Source organism: Micromonospora sp. NPDC048907, from assembly GCF_055586885.1.
On sequence record NZ_JBVJHI010000004.1, the window covers coordinates 624,085 to 642,203 of the forward strand.

Sequence of the window (18,119 nt, forward strand, 5' to 3'; positions counted from 1 at the left end):
GCCGGAAGCCGGCACGGGCCCACGCGGGCGTCGCTACGGTCGGGTGCAGGGCCGGACGGCCCGCCGCGCCGATCCCGCCACCGCAGGAGCAGCTCGTGCCCACCCCCACGCCGGAGCAGCCCGCCGAGCGGCGGCCACCGGTCCGGGACCCCGAGGCGCCACGCCGGGTGACCCTGCTGGAGCTCTTCTTCGACCTCGTGTACGTGGTCGCGCTCTCCCTCATCTCGCGCGGGCTGATCACCGGCATCGACTGGGAGCGGGCCGTCCAGGCGCTGATCATGCTGATGGCGCTGTGGTGGACCTGGGCCATCACCACCCTCGTCACCGACATGTACGACCCGCAACGGCCCGAGATCAAGCTGCTGATCGTCGCGGTGATGTTCGGGGCGCTGCTGATGACCACCGCCATCCCGGAGGCCTTCAGCGGCCGAGGACTGGTCTTCGCCGGCACGTACGTGGCGATCCATCTCGGACGCGGGCTGTTCCTCATGCCGGCCGTCCGGCACCACCGGCAGACCCAACGCCGGGCCGCCCGGATCTTCACCTGGTTCGCGGTCTCCGCGATCCCCTGGCTCGTCGGGGCGACGGCGGGCGGCCACGCCCGCGAGACCCTCTGGCTGGTGGCCCTGGGCATCGACTACCTCGGCTTCCGGCTCGCCTACCCGGTGCCGCGGCTGGGCGTGGTGCCGGACGCCCAGCGCAACGTGACCGCCGAGCACCTCTCCGAGCGTTACCAGCAGTTCTTCATCATCGCGCTGGGCGACGCCATCCTGGTCACCGGCACCGTCTTCAGCCTGCACCACTCCGAGGTGGAGAACATCGGGGCCTTCGCCATCGCGTTCGCCACCACCCTGCTGCTCTGGCGCATCTACGTGCACAAGTCCGGCGAGCTGCTGCCGCACGCCATCGCCATGTCCAGACAGCCGGGCAAGTTCCTGAACTCCGCCCCGTACACCCACCTGCTGATGGTGGCCGGCGTCGTGACCAGCGCCGCGGGATTCGACCTGGTGCTGCTCGAACCGACCGGGCGCACCCCGCCGGCCTGGCTGGCGATCATCCTGGGTGGGCCGGCGCTGTTCCTGACCGGTCGCGCCGCCTTCGAGTACGAGGTGTTCAGCCGGGTGTCGGTCTCCCGCCCCGGCGGCGTCCTGGCGCTGCTGACGCTTGCGCCCTTCCTCCTCCACCTCGCGCCCATCTACGCCGCTCTGGGCGCGATGCTGGTGCTGGCCGGGGTGGCCGTCGCCGACCACCTGCGCAGCCGGGGGCGCCCCCCGGAGAGCCCCGCGCCGCCGCACTGACCCGGCACCGCGATGGTCGGAATCGGCCGCGCCGCCACCGCGGCGCCGTTTGACCGTTCCCCCGCTCTGGGTACATGGCCTCCACCTCGAATCCACCACAACCCCAGTGGAGGCAACCCATGCGCGGCACCTCGATAGTCGGCGTCCTGGTCGTCATCTGGCTCGTCATCGGCGCCATCGCCGCCGGCCAGCGCGGTTACTACGGCAACGACGAGACCAACTGCGCCGAGGCGGGCACCATCCTCGTCACGATCGTGGCCGGCCCGCTGAACTACATCGGCGCGAACCCCAAGGTGGACTGCAAGCTCCCCGAGCCGTCCAAGTAGCCCCCCGCAGCACCCGGCCCGCGCCCGCTCCCCCGGGGCGCGGGCCGTTCCGTGCCCGGCGCGCGCGGGGTCACCACCGCTCCGGCGTCCTAGGAGGCTGGGCCCTTTGCTCCGGCGGTGTTTGTCGGAGTCTGGGGTGGGAAGGGCAGCGATCCACCGCGCGGAGGACGGGAGACCACTGCGATGCAGATCGGCTACAAGCTTGCCTCGGAGGCCTTCGGCCCGCAGGAGCTCATCCGGCAGGCGGTCCGCGCGGAACAGGCCGGATTCGACTTCGTCGAGATGAGCGACCACTACCACCCGTGGCTCGAGGTGCAGGGACACTCCTGCTTCACGTGGAGCGCGCTCGCCGCCATCGCCGCGAAGACCAGCACGCTCGGCCTGGCCACCGGGGTCACCTGCCCCTCGGTGCGGTACCACCCGGCGATCATCGCCCAAGCCGCGGCCACCATGGCGCTGATCTCCGACGGGCGGTTCACCCTGGGTGTGGGCGCGGGCGAACGGCTCAACGAGCACGTGGTCGGGCAGGGCTTTCCCAGCGTCCGCGGCCGGCACGAGCGGCTGCGCGAGGCCCTGGAGATCATCCGGCTGCTCTGGCAGGGCGGCTACCAGTCGTACGAGGGCCGGCACCTCCAGCTGGAGGACGCCCGGGTGTGGGACCTGCCGGCGACGCCCCCGGCGATCGCCGTGGCGGCCAGCGGACGGTCCTCCGCGGCGATGGCCGCCGAGCTGGGCGACGGGCTGTTCGCCACCGAGCCGAAGTCGTCGATCGTGGAGCGCTACCAGGAGGCCGGCGGGCGGGGGCCGCACTACGCGGAGGTGCCGATGGCCTGGGCCTCCGACGAGGAGCAGGCGGTGCGCGCGGCGAAGGAGACCAGCCGCTGGGCGGTCACCGGGTGGAAGGTGATGAGCGAGTTGCCCAACCCGGTGAACTTCGACGCGGCGACGGTCTGGGTGGAGGACCAGCACATCCGGCAGCAGTTCTCGGTCGGGCCGGACCCGGAGCCGCACCTGGCGAAGGTGAAGGCCTACGTCGACGCCGGGTACAACCACATCGTGCTGCAGAACGCCGGCCCGGACCCGGACGGCTTCCTCGACTTCTGCGCCGGCGACTTCCTCGCCCGGGTGCGCGCGCTTGTTTGACCGGCGCACCCCGGCGGGGCGCCGGCAGCCGGGCCCGGCCCGGTGCGGGTGGCGGCCCGCGTACCCCCGGGTCGTGGGACCGGTTCCCCGGGTGGTGGGACCGGGACGGAGCCGGCGGCCGGCGACGGCGCTCAGCCGCCCACGTGGATGCCGGGGCGGCGGGCGGGGTCCGGTTCGGTCTTGCGGATGATCTCCCGGACCACCGGCGGGGTGTCGCCGCGGCCGAGGATCAGGTAGCGCAGCAGGTGCGCGATCGGGTTGCCCTCGGACCATTCGAAGTGGCAGTGCGGGCGGACCCCGGTGGCGTCCCGGAGGGCCAGCAGGATGGCCGCGATGGCGTTGGGCGCGGCGGGGCTGTCGGCCCGCAGGATCCGGTATCCGCCGACCTCGACCCCGTGCACCCGCAGCACCTCGCTGAACCGCGAGGGGTCGCTGATGTCGATCTCCAGGAAGAGGACGTCGGCGGCGCCGGGCACCGGGTTCATGCCGCGCTGCGCGCGCTCCTTGAGCCGGTACTCCTTCAGCGAGCCGCTCTGCCGCTTGTTGGCGATGAGGTGCAGCCGGCCGTCATGGGCGATCGAGTCGGCGACGAACCGCCGTGCCGCCTCGTCGAACTCGATCCGCTCGGCGCGCAGCTCGGTGGTGCGGGACACCCGGGAGATCAGCGAGACGGCCACGATGCCGGCGATGAACAGGCCGGAGATGGTGATGCCGTCCGGCTTCTCGATGACGTTCTCGACCAGCGCGTAGAGCAGCACGAGGGTGAGCACCGTGAACCCGATCCCGGCGAACGGGTGCCGCGACCGGTAGGCGGAGATGGTCACCGCGATCGCGCCCGAGACCATCATGGCCAGGATCCCGGTGGCGTACGCGCCGGCCTGGGCGTTGACGTCGGCGCGGAAGGCGACCGTGATGGCGATGCTGATCGCCGTGTAGACCAGCACCACCGGCCGGACCGCCCGCCCCCACTCGGGCGCCATGCCGTACGAGGGCAGGTAGCGGGGCACGATGTTGATCAGACCGGCCATCGCCGAGGCTCCGGCGAACCAGAGGATGAGGATGCTGCTGATGTCGTAGACCGTGCCGAACGCCTCGCCCAGGTGCTCGTGGGCCAGGAAGGCCAGGGCCCGCCCGCTGGCCGCCCCGCCGGGCGCGAACTCGTGCGCCGGGATGAGCACGGTGGTGACGAAGGTGGTGGCGACCAGGTAGACCGACATGATCAGCGCGGCGGTGGTGAGCAGCTTGCGGGTGTTGCGGATCCGCGCCGCCAACCGGTGCTCGGGGTCGACGCCGTCGCTCTTGACCAGCGGCATCATGCTGACCCCGGTCTCGAAGCCGGAGAGGCCCAGCACCAGCAGCGGGAACGCGAGCACGCTGGTGCCCAGCACGTCGCCCACGCCGCCCACCCGCGTCAGCCGGTCGGTCCAGCCGCTGAGCGTTCCCGGGTCGGCGGCGACCTCGGCCAGGCCGGCGACCACGATCACCGCGTTGAGCCCGAGGAAGACCGCCACCAGCGGGATGGCGACCTGCACCGCCTCACTGAACCCCAGCAGGAACACGCCGCCGAGGATGAGCAGCAGCACCACGGTCACCACCACGGCGGCCGTGGCGCCGTGCGGGAACGACTCGGGCAGGATCGGGTTCTCCAGCAGGTGCACCGTGGCGTCGGCGGCGGAGAGCGTGATCGTGATGATCCACGAGGTGGCCACGAAGCCGAGCAGCACCAGCACGAAGATCTTGCCCCGCCAGAACGGCAGCAGCCGTTCCAGCATGGCCACCGAGCCCTGCCCGTGCGGGCTCTCCCGGGCCACCCGCCGGTACATCGGCAGCATCCCGAACAGCGTCAGCGCGACGATCAGCAGGGTCGCGAGAGGGCTCAGCGCGCCGGCCGCCACCGCGGCGATGCCGGGCAGGTAGGACAGGGTGGAGAAGTAGTCCACACCGGTCAGGCACATCACCCGCCACCAGGGATGCCCCTTCGACTGGTGCTCGCGGGTCTCCGGGCCCTCCGGCTGCACCCGGTGCTGGAACAGCCAGCGGACCAGCCGGCCGGTCGGTTGGGCCCGCCGGGCCGGGCTCTCCACGCGCTCGGGCAGCGTCGCCGGGCCCCGCCGGGCCCGGTCGCCGTGCTCGGGGTCGCGCGCGTCGCGCAGCGCCCGGTCCCCGGGGGTCGACTGCGCCTGGTGGCGGCGCCCCCGCGTCCGCCGGGGCTGCGCCCCGTCCCGTGCCTCCGCCATGTGCACCCCTTCAGGCCCTGAACCGACGGTAGGCGGTACCCGGGGCGCGGCCCGGCGGAACCGGCAAGCGGAAAAAAGATGATCAGGACGGGGTGGCCAGGGCGTCGCGCAGCGCTTCCGGGTCGGTCACCGTCACCGTGACGCCCGGGTGGCGCGGCCACCGGCCGGGGACGAGCGCCGGCACCGGCGTGGCGAAGCGGAGGCAGACCCCGGCGGCCACGCCGGTGCCGAAGGTGACCCCGCCGTCGGCCAGGGACAGGTGCGGCCCGACCACCCGCCACCAGCGGTACGGGCCGGCCAGCTCGACCCCGCTGACGTTGCCGCGGGTGGTGCGCAGCCGCCAGGGACCGAACCGCACGGTCAGCTCGTCCGGGCCCACCTCGACCCGGGCGGTCTCCGGCCGCACCCCGAGCAGGGCCAGCGGCAGCCGGAACGCCGGGTCGAACCGGAAGGGGAAGCGGCGGACCGACCCGGTGTGCGGCATGGCCGCCGGGTACCCGGTCGGGCCGGACCGACACCCCGCCCGCGTCCTCAGCCCGGGCCGGTCCGGCCGCTCCCCCGCCGGCCGGGACCGGGCGACGCCCCCCGACGCCGCCCGGTCCGGTGGGTCCCCCGGGTCAGCCGCGCAGCCCGAGCCGCCCGGCCAGCCAGGCGACCCGGTCGTCCCGGGTGCGCGCGGCGCCCAGGTCGTGCTCCTCCTCCGGGTAGAGCGACACCGTGGCCCGCGGTGCCGCGGCGGCGAAGGCGGCCCGGGTCTCCGCGCCGACGAACCGGTCCGCGCCGGCGAACTGCAGGTACGCCCCGGCGCCCAGCCGCCCCACGAGGTCCACCGGGTCCAGGCCGGCGAAGACCGCCCGGTACGCCTCCTTCTCCCCCGCCGGCAGCTGGAGCCAGTAGCGGTCGAACCAGTTGGCCCAGGTCGCGTCCGGCGCGAGCAGCACGGCGGTGCGCAGCCCCGGCTCGCGGGCGGTCAGGTCGACGGCGTACATGGCGCCGTAGTCGTGGCCGACCACGGCGGTGCGGGTCCGGTCCACCCCCGGCTCGGCGAGCAGTCGCCGGTACGCCGCCCGGACCCCGTCGAGCTGAGCCGTGACGGCGTCCCGGTCCCGGGCGTCGCCGACCGGGTCGCCCGCCCAGGGGAAGGTGAGCTGCGGCAGCACCGACACCACACCGCGCCCGGCCAGGGCGGTCGCCTCGGCCAGGAACTCGCTGCGGTCCTGGTTGGCCCGGCCGGGCTCGAACCAGTGCAGGTCCAGCACCCCGGCCAGCCCGCCTTCGGCGCGCTGCGGCCGGACCAGCCAGGCCCGAACGGCCGGCTGCCCGGCGACCGGGATCTCGATGTCGCGGATCACCGTGGGCGTCGTGTGGCCAGCGGTCCCCGGCTCGGCGGGCACCTCCGCCTGGGCGTTGCCGCCACCGGCGAGCGCGCCGGTGACCAGCAGCGCGGCCACGGACACGAGGGCGGGTAGACGCCGCATGTGCCACCTCCATAAGTTTTTAAACGCGTTTTGCAACTGACGACGCTAGGATGGCGGGCGGCGATCGGTCAAGTACGGAAGGACGGCGGACGTGTCGGCAACCCGACCAGGGAGGAGACGCGGATGAGCGCGGTGCCACCCCTGGAACCCGCGCTGCGCCTGGCCATCGCCCTGCTGCACAGCACCTGGGTGCTCCAGGACCCGGTCGACCAGCTCTCCGTGGCGCGGCTACGCGCCGCCGCCCGGGACGTCGGCCTCGCCGAGGTCACCGCACCGCTCACCGAGGCCGACCTGCCCCGGCTGCGCGACCTGCGCGACCGGCTCCACGCGGTCTTCGCCGCGCCCGACCCGGCCGCCCGGGTGGCCACGCTCAACGAGGTGCTCGCCGAGGTGAGCGCCGGCACGGTGGTCGAGCCCGGGCCCGACGGGACGCTGCGGCTCACCCCGCTGCCCCGGCCCGGCCCGGCCGGACCGTTCGCCGCCCTCGTCACCGGGGCGCTGGCCCGGGCCGCGGCGACCGGCGGGGCGGAGCGGTTCGGCGTCTGCGCGGCCGACGGGTGCGACGCGCCCTACCTGGACCGGACCCGCGCCGGCCGGCAGCGCTACTGCTGCGAGCTGTGCAACAACCGGGCCGCCGCGGCCGCGTACCGGGGGCGGACCCGGCGCGGCTGACCGGTCACGCCAGGGCGGCCGTCCAGCGGTCCACCCCCGCGTCCAGCAGCGCGGCCGTGGCCCGCCAGTACGCCCCGTCCTCGGCGTGGATCCGCGCCCAGGGCTGCACCCCGTCGCGGGCGCCCGCCGCCAGCAGATCGACCATGGCCCGGGCCCGGCGGCCGAGCAGCGCGGCCAGCGCCGGCCGCTCCACCGCCGGCAACCCGTAGCCGTCGACCAGGGCGCGCAGCCGGGCGGCGGACTCGTCCAGCGGCCGGTCCGGGCGCATCCCCGCCATGCTCTGCCCCGCGTACGCCAGCTCCCAGAGCCGGGTGCCCGGGCCGGCACCGTCCCAGTCGATGAGGACCCACCCCCGGGCCGAGCGCACCAGGTTCCACGGCGCCACGTCGTGGTGGCAGACCAGCTCCGCGCCGTCGGGGGCGATGGCCGTCTGCCAGGTCGCGCCCGGCGGGGGCGTGAACGAGGCGGTCGCGCGGTGCAGATCGGCCAGGAACGCGCCGATCGAGGCCAGCTCGTCGAGGGAGTACGTGCCGGCCGGGTCGCCCGGCTCCCCCGGGACGTACTCCAGCACCTGCCGGCCCCGGTCGTCCCGGCCGAACGGCCGCGGCGCGCCGCCGAAGCCCACCGCGTGCAGGTGGCCGAGCAGGGCGTCGACGCTCGCGGTCCACGGGCCGGCCGGGCGCCGGACGGTGTCGCCGACCCGGACCACCCCGGCCGTCACGTTGCCGGGGAGCGCCTCTTCCACCGGCCCATCCTCGCACCACCGACGGCGTCCCCGCGTCCCACGCCCGAGCGGCGGCGGGACGCGGGGACCCCCCGTCCCGGCTACTGCAGGAACGCCCCGAGGGGCGACAGCAGCAGCCGGCCGAGCAGAGCGGCGTTGTCGTCCAGCCGCATCCGCTCACACTCGCGGGCCTCCGGGTCGTGCCGGCAGCGCCAGATCTTCTGCGCGTTGCGCCAGGCCACGTTCCGGGTGTACTCCACCAGCTCGCCCTGGTACCAGTCGTCGATGTCGCCGTTCACCATGTCGATCATCAGCTGCCAGTGGTCCAGGTAACCGCGGCGCAGCTCCGGGATCCGCTCGGCGAAGATTTTGTTGATCTCCAGGTAGTCGTGGTGCTGGTCGCTGCCGTCGACCGGCTCGGACTCCAGGCTGTCGAAGGTGGTCACCAGCGCGAACGGCAGGTCGTAGTTGATGTGGGCGTTCACCCCGGCCGCCGCCGACGGCAACGGCCGGGCGTCCGGGCCGCGCATCCGCCGGAACAGGCACGACCAGGCCTTCGGCGTGCTCGGGTGGGAGTCCGTCCAGAACCGCAGCGCGTCGAAGTAGCGGGCCGCGAACTCCACGTCAAGCCGGGCCAGGAAGGTCGGGTCGGTGAAGCGGTCGTCGTACAGGCCGTCGAGGACCGTGGAGGTGATGACCAGGTAGAGCTTGTTGAAATCGGCCAGCGGGCAGCTCTCCTCCAGCGGAGGCAGCCGGACCAGCAGGTCCTGGAGCTTGGTGAGGTGGTCGACGACCGCCGGCACGTCGGCGGGGTGGTCGGCGAGCAGCCCGACGATGTCCTGGTGCACGGGACCCCAGACCGGTTCGCTCATCTCTCCTCCACAGTGGTCGGCGCCCCCACGACGCCACCCGGTGACGCTGGACAGCCTTCCAGCCGGCGTACGCCGGCCGGATCAGTAGAACGACGTATTGCCGACGCGCGGCTACTCGGCCCGGTTGCGCAGGAAGATCGCGCTGGCCTGCACCCGGGTGCGGACCTGGAGCTTGTCGAAGATGTGCGACACGTGCACGCCGATGGTCCGCTCGCTGATGAACAACCGCTGGCCGATCTCCCGGTTGGTCAACCCCTCGGCGACCGCCGCGAGCACCTCCCGCTCCCGGGCGGTGAGCACCACCAGCTCGTCCACCGTGGACGCCGCCGGCTCGGCGGCCCGGGGCCGGGGCGCCGGACGCGCGGCGGCCGTGCCCTCGTCCAGGGCCACCCGGGCCCGCCCGGCCAGGGTGCGGATCTCCTCGCTCAGCGGCACGGCGCCGAGCGACTGGGCCGTCCGGTGGGCCTGCCGCAGCAGCTTGCCGGCGGTGGCCACCCGGCTGCGCCGGGCCAGCAGCGCCTCGGCCTGCCGCAGGCGGGAGTAGGCCGCCGGATAGGGGTGGTGGCGCCGGTCCCACTCGGTGGCCGCGCGCGCCCACAGCTCGGGGTCGCCCCGGCCGTCGTCCAGCCGGCTCAGCTCGGCGGCGCAGAGGGCCAGGAACGCGTCGGCGACGTACCGCACCGGGGCGCCCGCCTTCCCGCTCTTGGCGGCCACCCGGTCGACCACCCCGCGCAGCCGGCGGACCGCGTTCGGGTCCACCTCCACCGTGCGGCTGGCCGACGCCTCCGCCTCCGCGCGCAACCCGTGCCACGCCAGCGTGGCCAGCACGATGACGTCGTCGGACCGGCTCTCGGTCAGGCCCCGCTGGACCGCCTGCCGGGCCAGGTCGTGCCGGCCCTGCCACATGGCCAGCCCGGCCCGCAGGATGAGCATCGGCAGCACGTGCCGGGCCCCGCCGCCGGCCAGCACGGTGGCGACCGCCTCCAGGTCACGGTCGGAGGCCTCGACGTCGCCGTAGCCGACGGAGAGCCGGCACCGGGCCAGCAGCAACTCGACCGCGTCGGCGCCGGACGGGCGGTGCCGCAGCGCGGCCGCCACGACCTTCTCGGCCTCGGCCCACTGCCCCACGCGGAACAGCCCGTTGGTGGCGATGGCCAGCAGCCGGGTCTCCCAGGTGCGGCCGAGCCCCAGCTCGGCGACCCGCTCGGCGCCCCGGCGGGCCACCACCACCCCCTCCTCGAGGATGTTCAGCGGCCCGGTGAGCAGCTCGGCCAGGTGCAGGTACGCGCAGGCCACGTCCTCCGGCCGGCCGGACCGCTCGGCGGTCTCCAGCGCCTCCCGCATGACGGCGAGCCCGGCGTCCGGGTCCTCCAGGTAGGCCTCGCTGAACCCGAGCGCGGCGCTGGCCAGCACGACCTCCGAGGCGGTGCCCTCGACGTCGGCGGCGAGCCGGAGCGCCTCGCGGGCCTGGTCGCCGGCCTCCGCGTAGCGGCCCAGGTGCAGCAGCAGCTCGGCCAGGTGGGCGGCGGCGGTCGCCCGCTCCCGGGGCGTGCAGTCGTCGGCGGAGAGCACCCGCCGGTATTCGGCCTCGGCCGGGGCGGACCGGCCGGCGGCGGCCAGGTAGCGGGCCCGCCGGATGTGCAGGGCGCAGGTGGGCGGGCCGGCCGGGTCCGCGGCCAGCTCCTCCAGCAGGGCCAGCGCGCGGGCGTGCTCACCGCAGTGGTGCGCCGACTCGGCCGCGTGGGTCAGCAGCTCGGCCCGGTCGACCTCGACCGGCTCGGGCCGGCCGCCGTCGGGCAGCACCGCCGGCGGGGTGGTGGCCAGGCTCAGGGCGGCCGACCAGTGGCGGTGCGCCTCCGCGTAGCCGTGCAGCCGCTCGGCCTCGCGGGCGGCGGCCATCGCGGCCGGCAGGGCCCGGGCCGGCTCCCCGGCCAGCCGCCAGTGGTGGGCCAGCCGGGCCTGGTGCAGCTCGGCGGTGGCCGAGGTCAACGCCTCGGCGTAGCGGCGGTGCAGCGCGGCCCGCTCGGCGGGGAGCAGCTCGTGCGCCAGCACCTCGGCGACCAGGCGGTGCCGCAGCCGGTAGCCGTCGTCGGCGCCGACCAGCAGCCGGTGCGCCACCGCCTCCCGGACCGCCTCGATCAGCTGGTCCTCCGGCAGCCGGACGACCTGGGCCAGCAGCCAGTGCTCGACCGGTTCGACGCCGGCGGCGACCGCGTGCACCACGGCGTGCGCGGGCTGCGGCAGCGCGTCGACCCGGGCCAGGAAGACCTCGCGCAGCGTGTCGGACAGGCCGTCGTGGCCGTCGCGCAGGTCGCGGGCCAGCTCCTCCACCACGAACGGGTTGCCGCCGCTGCGTTGCCACATCTGGTCGGCGGCCTCGGGTGCCAGCGGCGCGCCCACGATCGCGGCGGCCAGCTCGTCGGTGGCGGCCCGGTCCAGCGGTGCCAGGTCGATCACCCGGACCGAACGCAGCCGGCGCAGCTCGGTGAGCACCCGGCGCAGCGGGTGCGCGCCCTGCAACGACTCGGCCCGGATCGCGGCGAGCACCGACAACTGGAGGTCGCCGAGGCCGGCGAGCAGGTAGAGCAGGAGCTGGCGGGTGCTGCGGTCGACCCACTGGAGGTCGTCGAGGACCAGCACCAGCGGCCGCCCGCCGGCGACCAGGTGCAGGCCGCGCGACACCCGCTCCAGCAGCGCGCCCGCGCCGTCCGGGCCCGGGGTCTCCTCGTCGAAGACCTGGAGCAGCCCGCGGACCGCGGAGGAGGTGCGGGCCTCGGTCAGGTCGGCGTCGAGGCGGCGCAGCGCCTGGCGCAGCGGGTGCAGCGGCGAGGCGTCGCCGATGTCGAGGCAGACCCCCGTGAGGACCAGCGCGCCCGCGTCCCGCAGTCGCTCGCCGACCTCGGCGAGCAGCCGGGTCTTGCCCACCCCGCTCTCGCCGGTCAGGAACACCGCCGCGGTCTGACCCGGGGCGACGTCGTCGAGCAGGGCCGACCGCAGCGCTCCCACCGTGTCGGCACGGCCGACGAGCGGCGCAGTGTCCACATCGCTGGCCATGCCCCGCAGCCTAGTCACAGGTTCCCGCACCGTTCTACGGGCTCAGCGCCCTTGTGGTACTCCTCGCGTCGACATTACGACTAATGGTTGCGGGTGGTCGACATACGTCGTCCTACCGATCCCCCGAGGACCCGGTGGTGAAAGTCTCCGGTGGTCGTCAGGCACCGGACCGGGGAAAGGGTGGGTGCGATGCTGATCACCACGCCCGTGGGGAGTCGGGAAGCGGTCACCGTGGCCCGCTGGCCCGTGCCGGAGGAACGGCGTACGGTCACCGTCCTCTTCGCCGACATCGTCGGGTCGACCGGCCTCGTCGAGCGGCTCGACCCGGAGGACGTGCGGGCGCTGCAGCAGGCCTACTTCGGCACGGTGGCCGCGGTGCTCCACCGGTGGCACGGGGTGGTGGAGAAGTACGTCGGCGACGCGGTGATGGCGCTGTTCGGGGCGCACGGCTCCGACGGCTTCGACGCCTACCGCGCGGTACGCGCCGGGCTGGAGATCCAGGACGCGCTGGACCGGCGGCTGCCGGCCGGCACCCGGCTGCGGGTCCGGGTCGGCGTGGCCACCGGCGAGGTGCTGGTCGACCTGGCCGCCACCCGGGACGGTGGGCACGGCGCGGCCAGCGGCGCGGTGATCACCACGGCGGCCCGCCTGCAGGAGCACGCCCCGCCCGGCGGGGTGGTGCTCTGCGCCGCCACCGGGCGGGCCGTCGCGGGCCTGGTCGAGCAGCGCCCGCTCACCGCCCTGGCGGTGGCCGGCCGCGCGGCTCCGCTGGACGTCTGGCGGGTGACCGGGGTGGCCCGGCGCCGGCCGGCCCGGCACCACGGCCCGCTGGTCGGCCGCCGCCGCGAGCTGGCCACGGCCGGCGACGAGATCGCGCGGGCCGTGCGGGAGCGGCGTCCACGCTGGATCTCGCTGGCCGGCCCGGCCGGCAGCGGGCGCAGCCGGCTGCTGCACGAGCTGGTCCGCGCGGTGTCGACGGTGGACGGCGACCCGGTGCGCTGGTGCGTCGCGCACTGCCCGCCTTTCCCGGACGGCGAGCTGGCGCCGCTGGCGGACCTGGTCCGCGGTCTCGCCGGGCTCCGTGACGGCCACTCGCCCGAGACCGTACGCCGGCGGCTGGGCACCACCCTGGACGGGCTGCCGGCGGCCCGGCGCGGCGCCGCGGCGCAGGCGCTGGCCGAGTTCCTGACCGCGCCGGGCGACCCGGTGGCCGCCGCGCGCGGCGCCGAGGTGTGCGGGGAGCTCCTGCTGGACCTGGCCGGCGGCCAGCCGGTGGTGGTGGCGGTGGACGACCTGGACCGGGCCGCGCCGGCGCTGAACCGGTTCCTGCACCGGGTGTTCGCCGCGGCCACCGAACGGAGCCTGCCGCTCGCCGTGGTGGCCACGCACGGTCCGCGCTGGGCCGACCTGCTGCCCGGGGCGGCCGGCCGGCGGCGCCGGGTGCCGCTGCCCGCGCTGGGAACCGTCGACACCGGACGGCTGCTGCGGCACCTGCTCGACCGGGCCGGCCGGCCCACGGCGCCCGCCGCGGAGCTGCTCCCGCTGGTCGGCGGCAACCCGGGCGCCGCGGCGGCGTACGTCGCCACGCCCGGCGCCGACGCCGAGCCGGCTGGGGTGCCCGAGGCGGTCCGCCGGCTGGTCGACGCCCGGCTGGACCGGCTGGACGGGGAGCGGCGGGCCGTGGTGATGGCGGTCGCCGCCCGGGACGTGGACGTCCCGGCCGCCACGCTGGCGCGGATGCTCGGCTGGCCGGCCGGGCGCACCGAGCCGGTGCTGCGTGCACTGGTCGACGCGGGCCTGCTGCACCGGACCACCACCGGCGGGTACGCGGTCACCGAGCCGGCCGTGGCCCGGGTGGCCGCGCACCGGCTGCCCCGCGCCGTGCGGGCGGAGTTCGCCCGCCGGCTGCGGGACGCCGAACCGGTCGGGGCGACCCGCCCGGCCGCCGGCGGGGTCGACACCGGCCGGGCCGCATGCCCGGCCGGGGTGGGGCACCGGTCGGGTGGAGGGGCCCGACCGGCGCCGGTCCCCGGTGCGGGTGGCCGGACGCCGGGTGTGACGGCGGACGACCGGACGCCGGCTGTGGCCGCGGGGGGCGGCCCGACGCCCGGCACGGTTACGGGGGGCGGCCCGACGCCCGGCACGGTCACGGGCGACGGCCCGACGCCCGGCGTGGTCGCGGGAGGCGGCCCGACGCCGGGTGCGGCGACGGGGGGCGGCGCGGTGGGAACCGGCGCGCCGGCCAGCCGGCGGACGGCCGGCCGGCGGACGGCCAGCCGGCGGACGGCCAGCCGGCGGGCGGTCACCGTCCACGGGGGGCGGGCCGGCGCCGCGGCGGGCCGGCCGGCGGGGGTGTCGGGGGGCGCCTCCGCCGGGTCCTCTGCCCGGGGCGCTCTCCCGGCGGCCCGGTCCGGCGGCAACCGGCCGGGCCGGGCGGTGCGGGCGCGGCTCGGGGTGTTCCCGGGGCTCCGGGACCCGTTACCCGGCGGCCCGCCGCGCGAGTCGGCGGGCCGGGTGGGGGCGGTGGGCGGGCGACCGCCGGCCGTCGGGCCGCCGCGTCCACGCCGGACCGGCCGGGAGCGCCCGGTGGGGGCATCCGCCCGGGCCGGGCTCACCTCGGCCGGCGACGTGCGGGGGCTCGCCGCGTGAGGCGACGTCCGGGCCGGAGCGGGCACGGGGCCACTCCGACCCGGACGTCGTCCCGGGGCGGCCGGACCGGGGCCGGACCGGGCCGGCCGGCGGGTCAGCGGTCGGCGAGGAACGCCAGAACCCGGTCCCAGGTGAGGGCGGCGGCCGGCGCGTCGTGGTCGGGCGTGCCGGGGTCGGTGTAGAGGTGCCCGGGGCCCGGATAGCGGAACACGGTCAGCTCGGCGCCGGCCGCGGTCATCGCCCGCTGCCAGTCGTCCACCTCGTCCTCCGCCTCGTAGTCGTCGGGGTCGGCGAGGTGCAGCTGCACCGGCAGCCCGGGGCGTACCGAGGCGGGATCGCCGCCGGTGCCGTGCAGCAGGAGCAGGGCGGCGGCCTCCGGCCGCTCGGCGAGCAGCGCCCCGGCGACGCCCGCGCCCATGGAGAAGCCGGCCAGCACCGCGTCGGCGGGCAGTCCGGCCGCCGCCGCGCGGGCCCGGTCGAGGACCACGTCCCGGCCGATCTTCTCCAGCAGCGCGAAGCCGGCGTCCACGGTGTCGGCGGCCGGCACCTCGTACAGGTCGGGGGTGGTCACCTCGTGCCCGGCGGCGCGCAGCCGGTCGGCGGCGGCGAGCACGGCGGGGCGCAGCCCGTAGACCGAGTGCAGGAGCAGGATGTGTGCCATCGGCCCATCCTGCCGCAGCCCAGCGGGCGGACGGGCCGGCACGCCGGTCAGTCGCGGGCGATGGTGCGGCTGCGGCCGCGGAACTCGGCGACCACCTCGCCGTCCCGGCACACCGTGACGTCGTAGATGCCGCTGCGGCCGTAGCGGACCCGCTCGGTGGCCCGGGCCTCCAGCAGGTCACCCTCGCGGACCGGGCGGAGGAAGCTGATCTCGCCGCCGGCGGCCACGGTGGCCGGGCCGTGGCTGTTGCAGGCCAGCGCGAACGCGGTGTCGGCGAGCAGGAAGACGAAGCCGCCGTGGCCGATGGCGTGGCCGTTCAGCATGGCCGGGGTGACCCGCATCCGGGCCACCGCCGCGCCGTCGCCGGCCGACACCAGCTCGATGCCGAGGCCCTTGGACGCCACGTCGGCGTCGAACATGTCGTGGGCCGCGGTGCGGCCGTCCTCACCCGCCACGTCAGTTGCCCCGCCGCTGGTCGACGATCCGGCGCATCTTGCCCATCGAGCGCTCCACCCCGTCGGGTTCGATGACCTGGACGGCCACGCTCACCCCGATGGTGTTCTTGACCTGCTCGACCAGGGCGGCGCCGGCCCGCTCGGCCTCGTCGGCGGCCACCCCGGCCCGCCGCTCCACCTTCACGGTGAGGGTGTCCATCCGGCCCTGCCGGTCCAGCACGCACTGGAAGTGCGGCGACAGCGCGGGCGTACGCAGGATCAGCTCCTCGATCTGGGTCGGGAAGACGTTGACCCCGCGCACGATCATCATGTCGTCGGTCCGGCCGGTGATCTTCTCGATCCGGCGCATGCCGCGGGCCGTGCCGGGCAGCAGCCGGGTGAGGTCGCGGGTGCGGTAGCGGACCACCGGCATGGCCTCCTTGGTGAGGGAGGTGAGCACCAGCTCGCCCCGCTCGCCGTCGGGCAGCACCTCGCCGGTGACCGGGTCGATGATCTCCGGGTAGAAGTGGTCCTCCCAGAGGTGCAGGCCGTCCTTCGTCTCCACGCACTCGACCGCCACCCCGGGGCCCATCACCTCGGAGAGGCCGTAGATGTCCACGGCGTGCATGTCGAGGCGCTGCTCCATCTCCCGGCGCATGTCCTCGGTCCACGGCTCGGCGCCGAAGATGCCGACCTGGAGCGACGTGGACCTCGGGTCGAGGCCCTGGCGTTCCATCTCGTCGACGATGGCCAGCATGTAGCTGGGGGTGACCATGATGACCTCGGGCTCGAAGTCGCGGATCAGCATGACCTGCCGCTCGGTCATCCCGCCGGAAACCGGGATGACCGTGCAGCCCAGCTCCTCGGCGCCGTAGTGCGCGCCGAGCCCGCCGGTGAACAGCCCGTAGCCGTACGCCACGTGCACCCGGTCGCCCGGGCGCCCGCCGGAGGCCCGGATCGAGCGGGCCATCAGCTTCGCCCAGGTGTCGAGGTCGGCGCGGGTGTAGCCGACGACGGTGGGCCGCCCGGTGGTGCCGGAGGAGGCGTGCAGCCGGGCGACGCGCTCCCGGGGCACCGCGAACATGCCGAACGGGTAGTTCTCCCGCAGCTCGGCCTTGCCGGTGAACGGGAAGCGGGCCAGGTCGGCCAGCTCGCGCACGTCGTCGGGGTGCGCACCGGCCGCCTCGAAGGCCCGCCGGTAGTGCGGCACGTTGTCGTACGCGTGCCGCAGCGACCAGCGCAGCCGGTCGAGTTGCAGCGCCCGCAGCTCGTCGACGCCGGCCCGCTCGACGGGTTCCAGCTCGTCCGGACGAGGGGTGCGGTCCTGCACGGTGGCCTCCTGCGCGACGGGTGCGCCGGCGCCGCGTCACGCCGGGCGGGTGCGATCACCGTACGCCCGTACGGCCCGTCCTGCCAGGTCAGGTCCCCGCTGCGGCGATCAGGGGTGGTCCGGGTCGAGTCCCCGCTCGCGCAGCAGCGCGTCCAGCTTGGCCTCCATCCGGTCGTCGGACTCCCGCGACTGCGAGGAGCCCCAGTAGTAGAAGAGGGCCAGGCCGGCGGCCTGCCAGACGAGCTGGAGGAACTCCGACTGCCAGTTCTCGAAGGTGCTGGCCAAGAACTGTGGCAGGAACTCGCTCCACGCGAAGCTCTGGCCGTGCTGGCTGGCCTCGTTGCTCTCCACGGCCATCTGGAAGAGGAACTGGCCGAGCCAGGAGAAGAGGAAGAGCGCCCCGGTGACCAGGGCGAAGGAGTACGCCTTCGGCCACCCCGGCTTGCGGAACGGCGGGCCGTCGGGCCGCCTGCCGCCGCCACCTCCGTTGCTCGCGGCGCGGGACCGCGCCGACCGTGTGCCGGCCGTGCTGCTCCCTCCGGCCATCACGAACCCCCTTCCGTCGCAGGTCGGACGGGAAGTGCCCCGGACCGGCGCGGTCGAAACGACGCATCCCGCGGCAGGGGCACGGAGCACGGAATCGACGCAACCGCGTCCTGCGGGGCGTCCGCGCCTCAGCGGGCGGCGGGGAGTCGGTGCAGCGCGTCGACCAGCGGGGCCAGCTCGGGGGTGCGCTCGGCCTCGGCGAGCGCGTCGGCGAGCACCCGGTCGTGGGTGGGCCGGGCCCGGCCGAGCAGCTCCGAGCCGGCCGGGGTCAGCTCGGTGTAGATGCCGCGGCGGTCGTCCGCGCAGAGCACGCGGGTGAGCAGGCCGCGCTCCTCCAGCCGGGTGACCAGGCGGGTGGTGGCGCTGTCGGAGAGCGCGGCGGCGCGGGCGAGCTGCCGCATCCGCATGTGCCAGCCGTCCTGCCGGGAGAGCGCGTCGAGCACCGTGTACTCCACGACGGAAAGGTCGTGCTCGCCCTGGAGGGCGCGCTCCAGCGCGGTCTCGATGAGGCCGTGCAGCGCGGCGAGGGTGCGCCAGCCCTGCGCGCGGATCTCGACCGCGTCGTCGGCGATCCCCATGACGCCCCCTCCGGTGTGACGTGGACGGCCCCCAGGCTACCACCCTTGCGCCGATATACGGCGCGTGCAACTATCTTCGTTGGGGGCGCGGGTAGTTGCACGCGCCTCTTTGTTTCG

Annotated in this window: 16 protein-coding genes; 5 read left to right on the plus strand and 11 right to left on the minus strand. The window is 75.7% G+C overall.

The annotated features are described in order from the left end of the window. Positions 1-95 precede the first annotated feature (95 nt). From ACZ6PY_RS16880 to ACZ6PY_RS16890, 3 genes are all read left to right on the plus strand, one after another. On the plus strand, positions 96-1,298 hold the full coding sequence (locus ACZ6PY_RS16880; RefSeq protein ID WP_466073103.1) for a low temperature requirement protein A: 1,203 nt from the start codon (positions 96-98) through the stop codon (positions 1,296-1,298). Between the two features lie 119 nt (positions 1,299-1,417). Then, positions 1,418-1,624 carry a hypothetical protein gene (locus tag ACZ6PY_RS16885; RefSeq protein WP_466073105.1) on the plus strand — a complete coding sequence of 69 codons (207 nt, stop codon included), beginning with the start codon at positions 1,418-1,420 and terminating at the stop codon, positions 1,622-1,624. 183 nt (positions 1,625-1,807) lie between these two features. Then, positions 1,808-2,767 (plus strand): TIGR03557 family F420-dependent LLM class oxidoreductase, encoded by a 960-nt coding sequence (locus ACZ6PY_RS16890; RefSeq protein ID WP_466073107.1) that lies wholly within the window; start codon positions 1,808-1,810, stop codon positions 2,765-2,767. Between the two features lie 131 nt (positions 2,768-2,898). Here the strand turns inward: ACZ6PY_RS16890 and ACZ6PY_RS16895 are convergent, their stop codons facing one another. The 3 genes from ACZ6PY_RS16895 to ACZ6PY_RS16905 all read right to left on the minus strand — a co-directional run bounded on the left by ACZ6PY_RS16895 (position 2,899) and on the right by ACZ6PY_RS16905 (position 6,482). After that, entirely contained in the window at positions 2,899-5,004 is a 2,106-nt protein-coding gene (locus tag ACZ6PY_RS16895; RefSeq protein WP_466073109.1) for an APC family permease, read from the minus strand. Positions 5,005-5,086: 82 nt separating this feature from the next. Beyond that, on the minus strand, positions 5,087-5,488 hold the full coding sequence (locus ACZ6PY_RS16900; RefSeq protein WP_466073111.1) for a hypothetical protein: 402 nt from the start codon (positions 5,486-5,488) through the stop codon (positions 5,087-5,089). A gap of 133 nt (positions 5,489-5,621) precedes the next feature. Next, positions 5,622-6,482 (minus strand): alpha/beta hydrolase family protein, encoded by an 861-nt coding sequence (locus ACZ6PY_RS16905; RefSeq protein ID WP_466073113.1) that lies wholly within the window; start codon positions 6,480-6,482, stop codon positions 5,622-5,624. A gap of 123 nt (positions 6,483-6,605) precedes the next feature. Between ACZ6PY_RS16905 and ACZ6PY_RS16910 the strand changes: the two genes are divergently transcribed. Continuing rightward, the gene (locus ACZ6PY_RS16910; protein WP_466073115.1) at positions 6,606-7,154 is read left to right on the plus strand and encodes a CGNR zinc finger domain-containing protein; all 549 of its coding nucleotides are present in this window, start codon (positions 6,606-6,608) and stop codon (positions 7,152-7,154) included. A gap of 4 nt (positions 7,155-7,158) precedes the next feature. Here the strand turns inward: ACZ6PY_RS16910 and ACZ6PY_RS16915 are convergent, their stop codons facing one another. The 3 genes from ACZ6PY_RS16915 to ACZ6PY_RS16925 all read right to left on the minus strand — a co-directional run bounded on the left by ACZ6PY_RS16915 (position 7,159) and on the right by ACZ6PY_RS16925 (position 11,804). Beyond that, positions 7,159-7,899 carry a phosphotransferase gene (locus tag ACZ6PY_RS16915; RefSeq protein ID WP_466073117.1) on the minus strand — a complete coding sequence of 247 codons (741 nt, stop codon included), beginning with the start codon at positions 7,897-7,899 and terminating at the stop codon, positions 7,159-7,161. An 80-nt stretch (positions 7,900-7,979) separates the two neighbouring features. Then, positions 7,980-8,750, minus strand: a complete 771-nt coding sequence (locus ACZ6PY_RS16920; RefSeq protein ID WP_466073119.1) for a DUF5995 family protein — start codon at positions 8,748-8,750, stop codon at positions 7,980-7,982. Between the two features lie 111 nt (positions 8,751-8,861). Further along, a complete protein-coding gene (locus ACZ6PY_RS16925; RefSeq protein ID WP_466073121.1) occupies positions 8,862-11,804 on the minus strand; it encodes an ATP-binding protein in 2,943 nt (980 codons plus the stop codon). A 189-nt stretch (positions 11,805-11,993) separates the two neighbouring features. On the opposite strand from ACZ6PY_RS16925, the gene ACZ6PY_RS16930 reads away from it, so the two are divergent. Next, positions 11,994-14,453: an adenylate/guanylate cyclase domain-containing protein gene (locus ACZ6PY_RS16930; protein ID WP_466073123.1), complete on the plus strand. Its 2,460-nt coding sequence runs from the start codon at positions 11,994-11,996 to the stop codon at positions 14,451-14,453. A gap of 94 nt (positions 14,454-14,547) precedes the next feature. Here ACZ6PY_RS16930 and ACZ6PY_RS16935 read toward each other — a convergent pair whose 3' ends face one another. The 5 genes from ACZ6PY_RS16935 to ACZ6PY_RS16955 all read right to left on the minus strand — a co-directional run bounded on the left by ACZ6PY_RS16935 (position 14,548) and on the right by ACZ6PY_RS16955 (position 18,002). After that, positions 14,548-15,114: a dienelactone hydrolase family protein gene (locus ACZ6PY_RS16935; protein ID WP_466073125.1), complete on the minus strand. Its 567-nt coding sequence runs from the start codon at positions 15,112-15,114 to the stop codon at positions 14,548-14,550. A gap of 47 nt (positions 15,115-15,161) precedes the next feature. Next, positions 15,162-15,533 carry a hydroxyphenylacetyl-CoA thioesterase PaaI gene (paaI, locus tag ACZ6PY_RS16940; RefSeq protein ID WP_466073566.1) on the minus strand — a complete coding sequence of 124 codons (372 nt, stop codon included), beginning with the start codon at positions 15,531-15,533 and terminating at the stop codon, positions 15,162-15,164. Positions 15,534-15,570: 37 nt separating this feature from the next. Continuing rightward, on the minus strand, positions 15,571-16,878 hold the full coding sequence (paaK, locus tag ACZ6PY_RS16945; protein WP_466073127.1) for a phenylacetate--CoA ligase PaaK: 1,308 nt from the start codon (positions 16,876-16,878) through the stop codon (positions 15,571-15,573). Between the two features lie 108 nt (positions 16,879-16,986). Then, a complete protein-coding gene (locus ACZ6PY_RS16950) occupies positions 16,987-17,424 on the minus strand; it encodes a DUF6766 family protein (protein WP_466073129.1) in 438 nt (145 codons plus the stop codon). 128 nt (positions 17,425-17,552) lie between these two features. Further along, on the minus strand, positions 17,553-18,002 hold the full coding sequence (locus tag ACZ6PY_RS16955; protein ID WP_466073131.1) for a MarR family winged helix-turn-helix transcriptional regulator: 450 nt from the start codon (positions 18,000-18,002) through the stop codon (positions 17,553-17,555). Positions 18,003-18,119: the final 117 nt, after the last annotated feature.

What these genes read in the sequence shown, in the direction of transcription:
- ACZ6PY_RS16895 (WP_466073109.1), bottom strand. Translation starts at nt 5,004, where the DNA reads ATGGCGGAGGCACGGGACGGGGCGCAGCCCCGGCGGACGCGGGGGCGC.
- ACZ6PY_RS16890 (WP_466073107.1), top strand. Translation starts at nt 1,808, where the DNA reads ATGCAGATCGGCTACAAGCTTGCCTCGGAGGCCTTCGGCCCGCAGGAG.
- ACZ6PY_RS16920 (WP_466073119.1), bottom strand. Translation starts at nt 8,750, where the DNA reads ATGAGCGAACCGGTCTGGGGTCCCGTGCACCAGGACATCGTCGGGCTG.
- ACZ6PY_RS16930 (WP_466073123.1), top strand. Translation starts at nt 11,994, where the DNA reads ATGCTGATCACCACGCCCGTGGGGAGTCGGGAAGCGGTCACCGTGGCC.
- paaI (WP_466073566.1), bottom strand. Translation starts at nt 15,533, where the DNA reads ATGTTCGACGCCGACGTGGCGTCCAAGGGCCTCGGCATCGAGCTGGTG.
- ACZ6PY_RS16955 (WP_466073131.1), bottom strand. Translation starts at nt 18,002, where the DNA reads ATGGGGATCGCCGACGACGCGGTCGAGATCCGCGCGCAGGGCTGGCGC.
- ACZ6PY_RS16905 (WP_466073113.1), bottom strand. Translation starts at nt 6,482, where the DNA reads ATGCGGCGTCTACCCGCCCTCGTGTCCGTGGCCGCGCTGCTGGTCACC.
- ACZ6PY_RS16885 (WP_466073105.1), top strand. Translation starts at nt 1,418, where the DNA reads ATGCGCGGCACCTCGATAGTCGGCGTCCTGGTCGTCATCTGGCTCGTC.
- ACZ6PY_RS16925 (WP_466073121.1), bottom strand. Translation starts at nt 11,804, where the DNA reads ATGGCCAGCGATGTGGACACTGCGCCGCTCGTCGGCCGTGCCGACACG.
- ACZ6PY_RS16900 (WP_466073111.1), bottom strand. Translation starts at nt 5,488, where the DNA reads ATGCCGCACACCGGGTCGGTCCGCCGCTTCCCCTTCCGGTTCGACCCG.
- ACZ6PY_RS16950 (WP_466073129.1), bottom strand. Translation starts at nt 17,424, where the DNA reads ATGGCCGGAGGGAGCAGCACGGCCGGCACACGGTCGGCGCGGTCCCGC.
- ACZ6PY_RS16910 (WP_466073115.1), top strand. Translation starts at nt 6,606, where the DNA reads ATGAGCGCGGTGCCACCCCTGGAACCCGCGCTGCGCCTGGCCATCGCC.
- ACZ6PY_RS16935 (WP_466073125.1), bottom strand. Translation starts at nt 15,114, where the DNA reads ATGGCACACATCCTGCTCCTGCACTCGGTCTACGGGCTGCGCCCCGCC.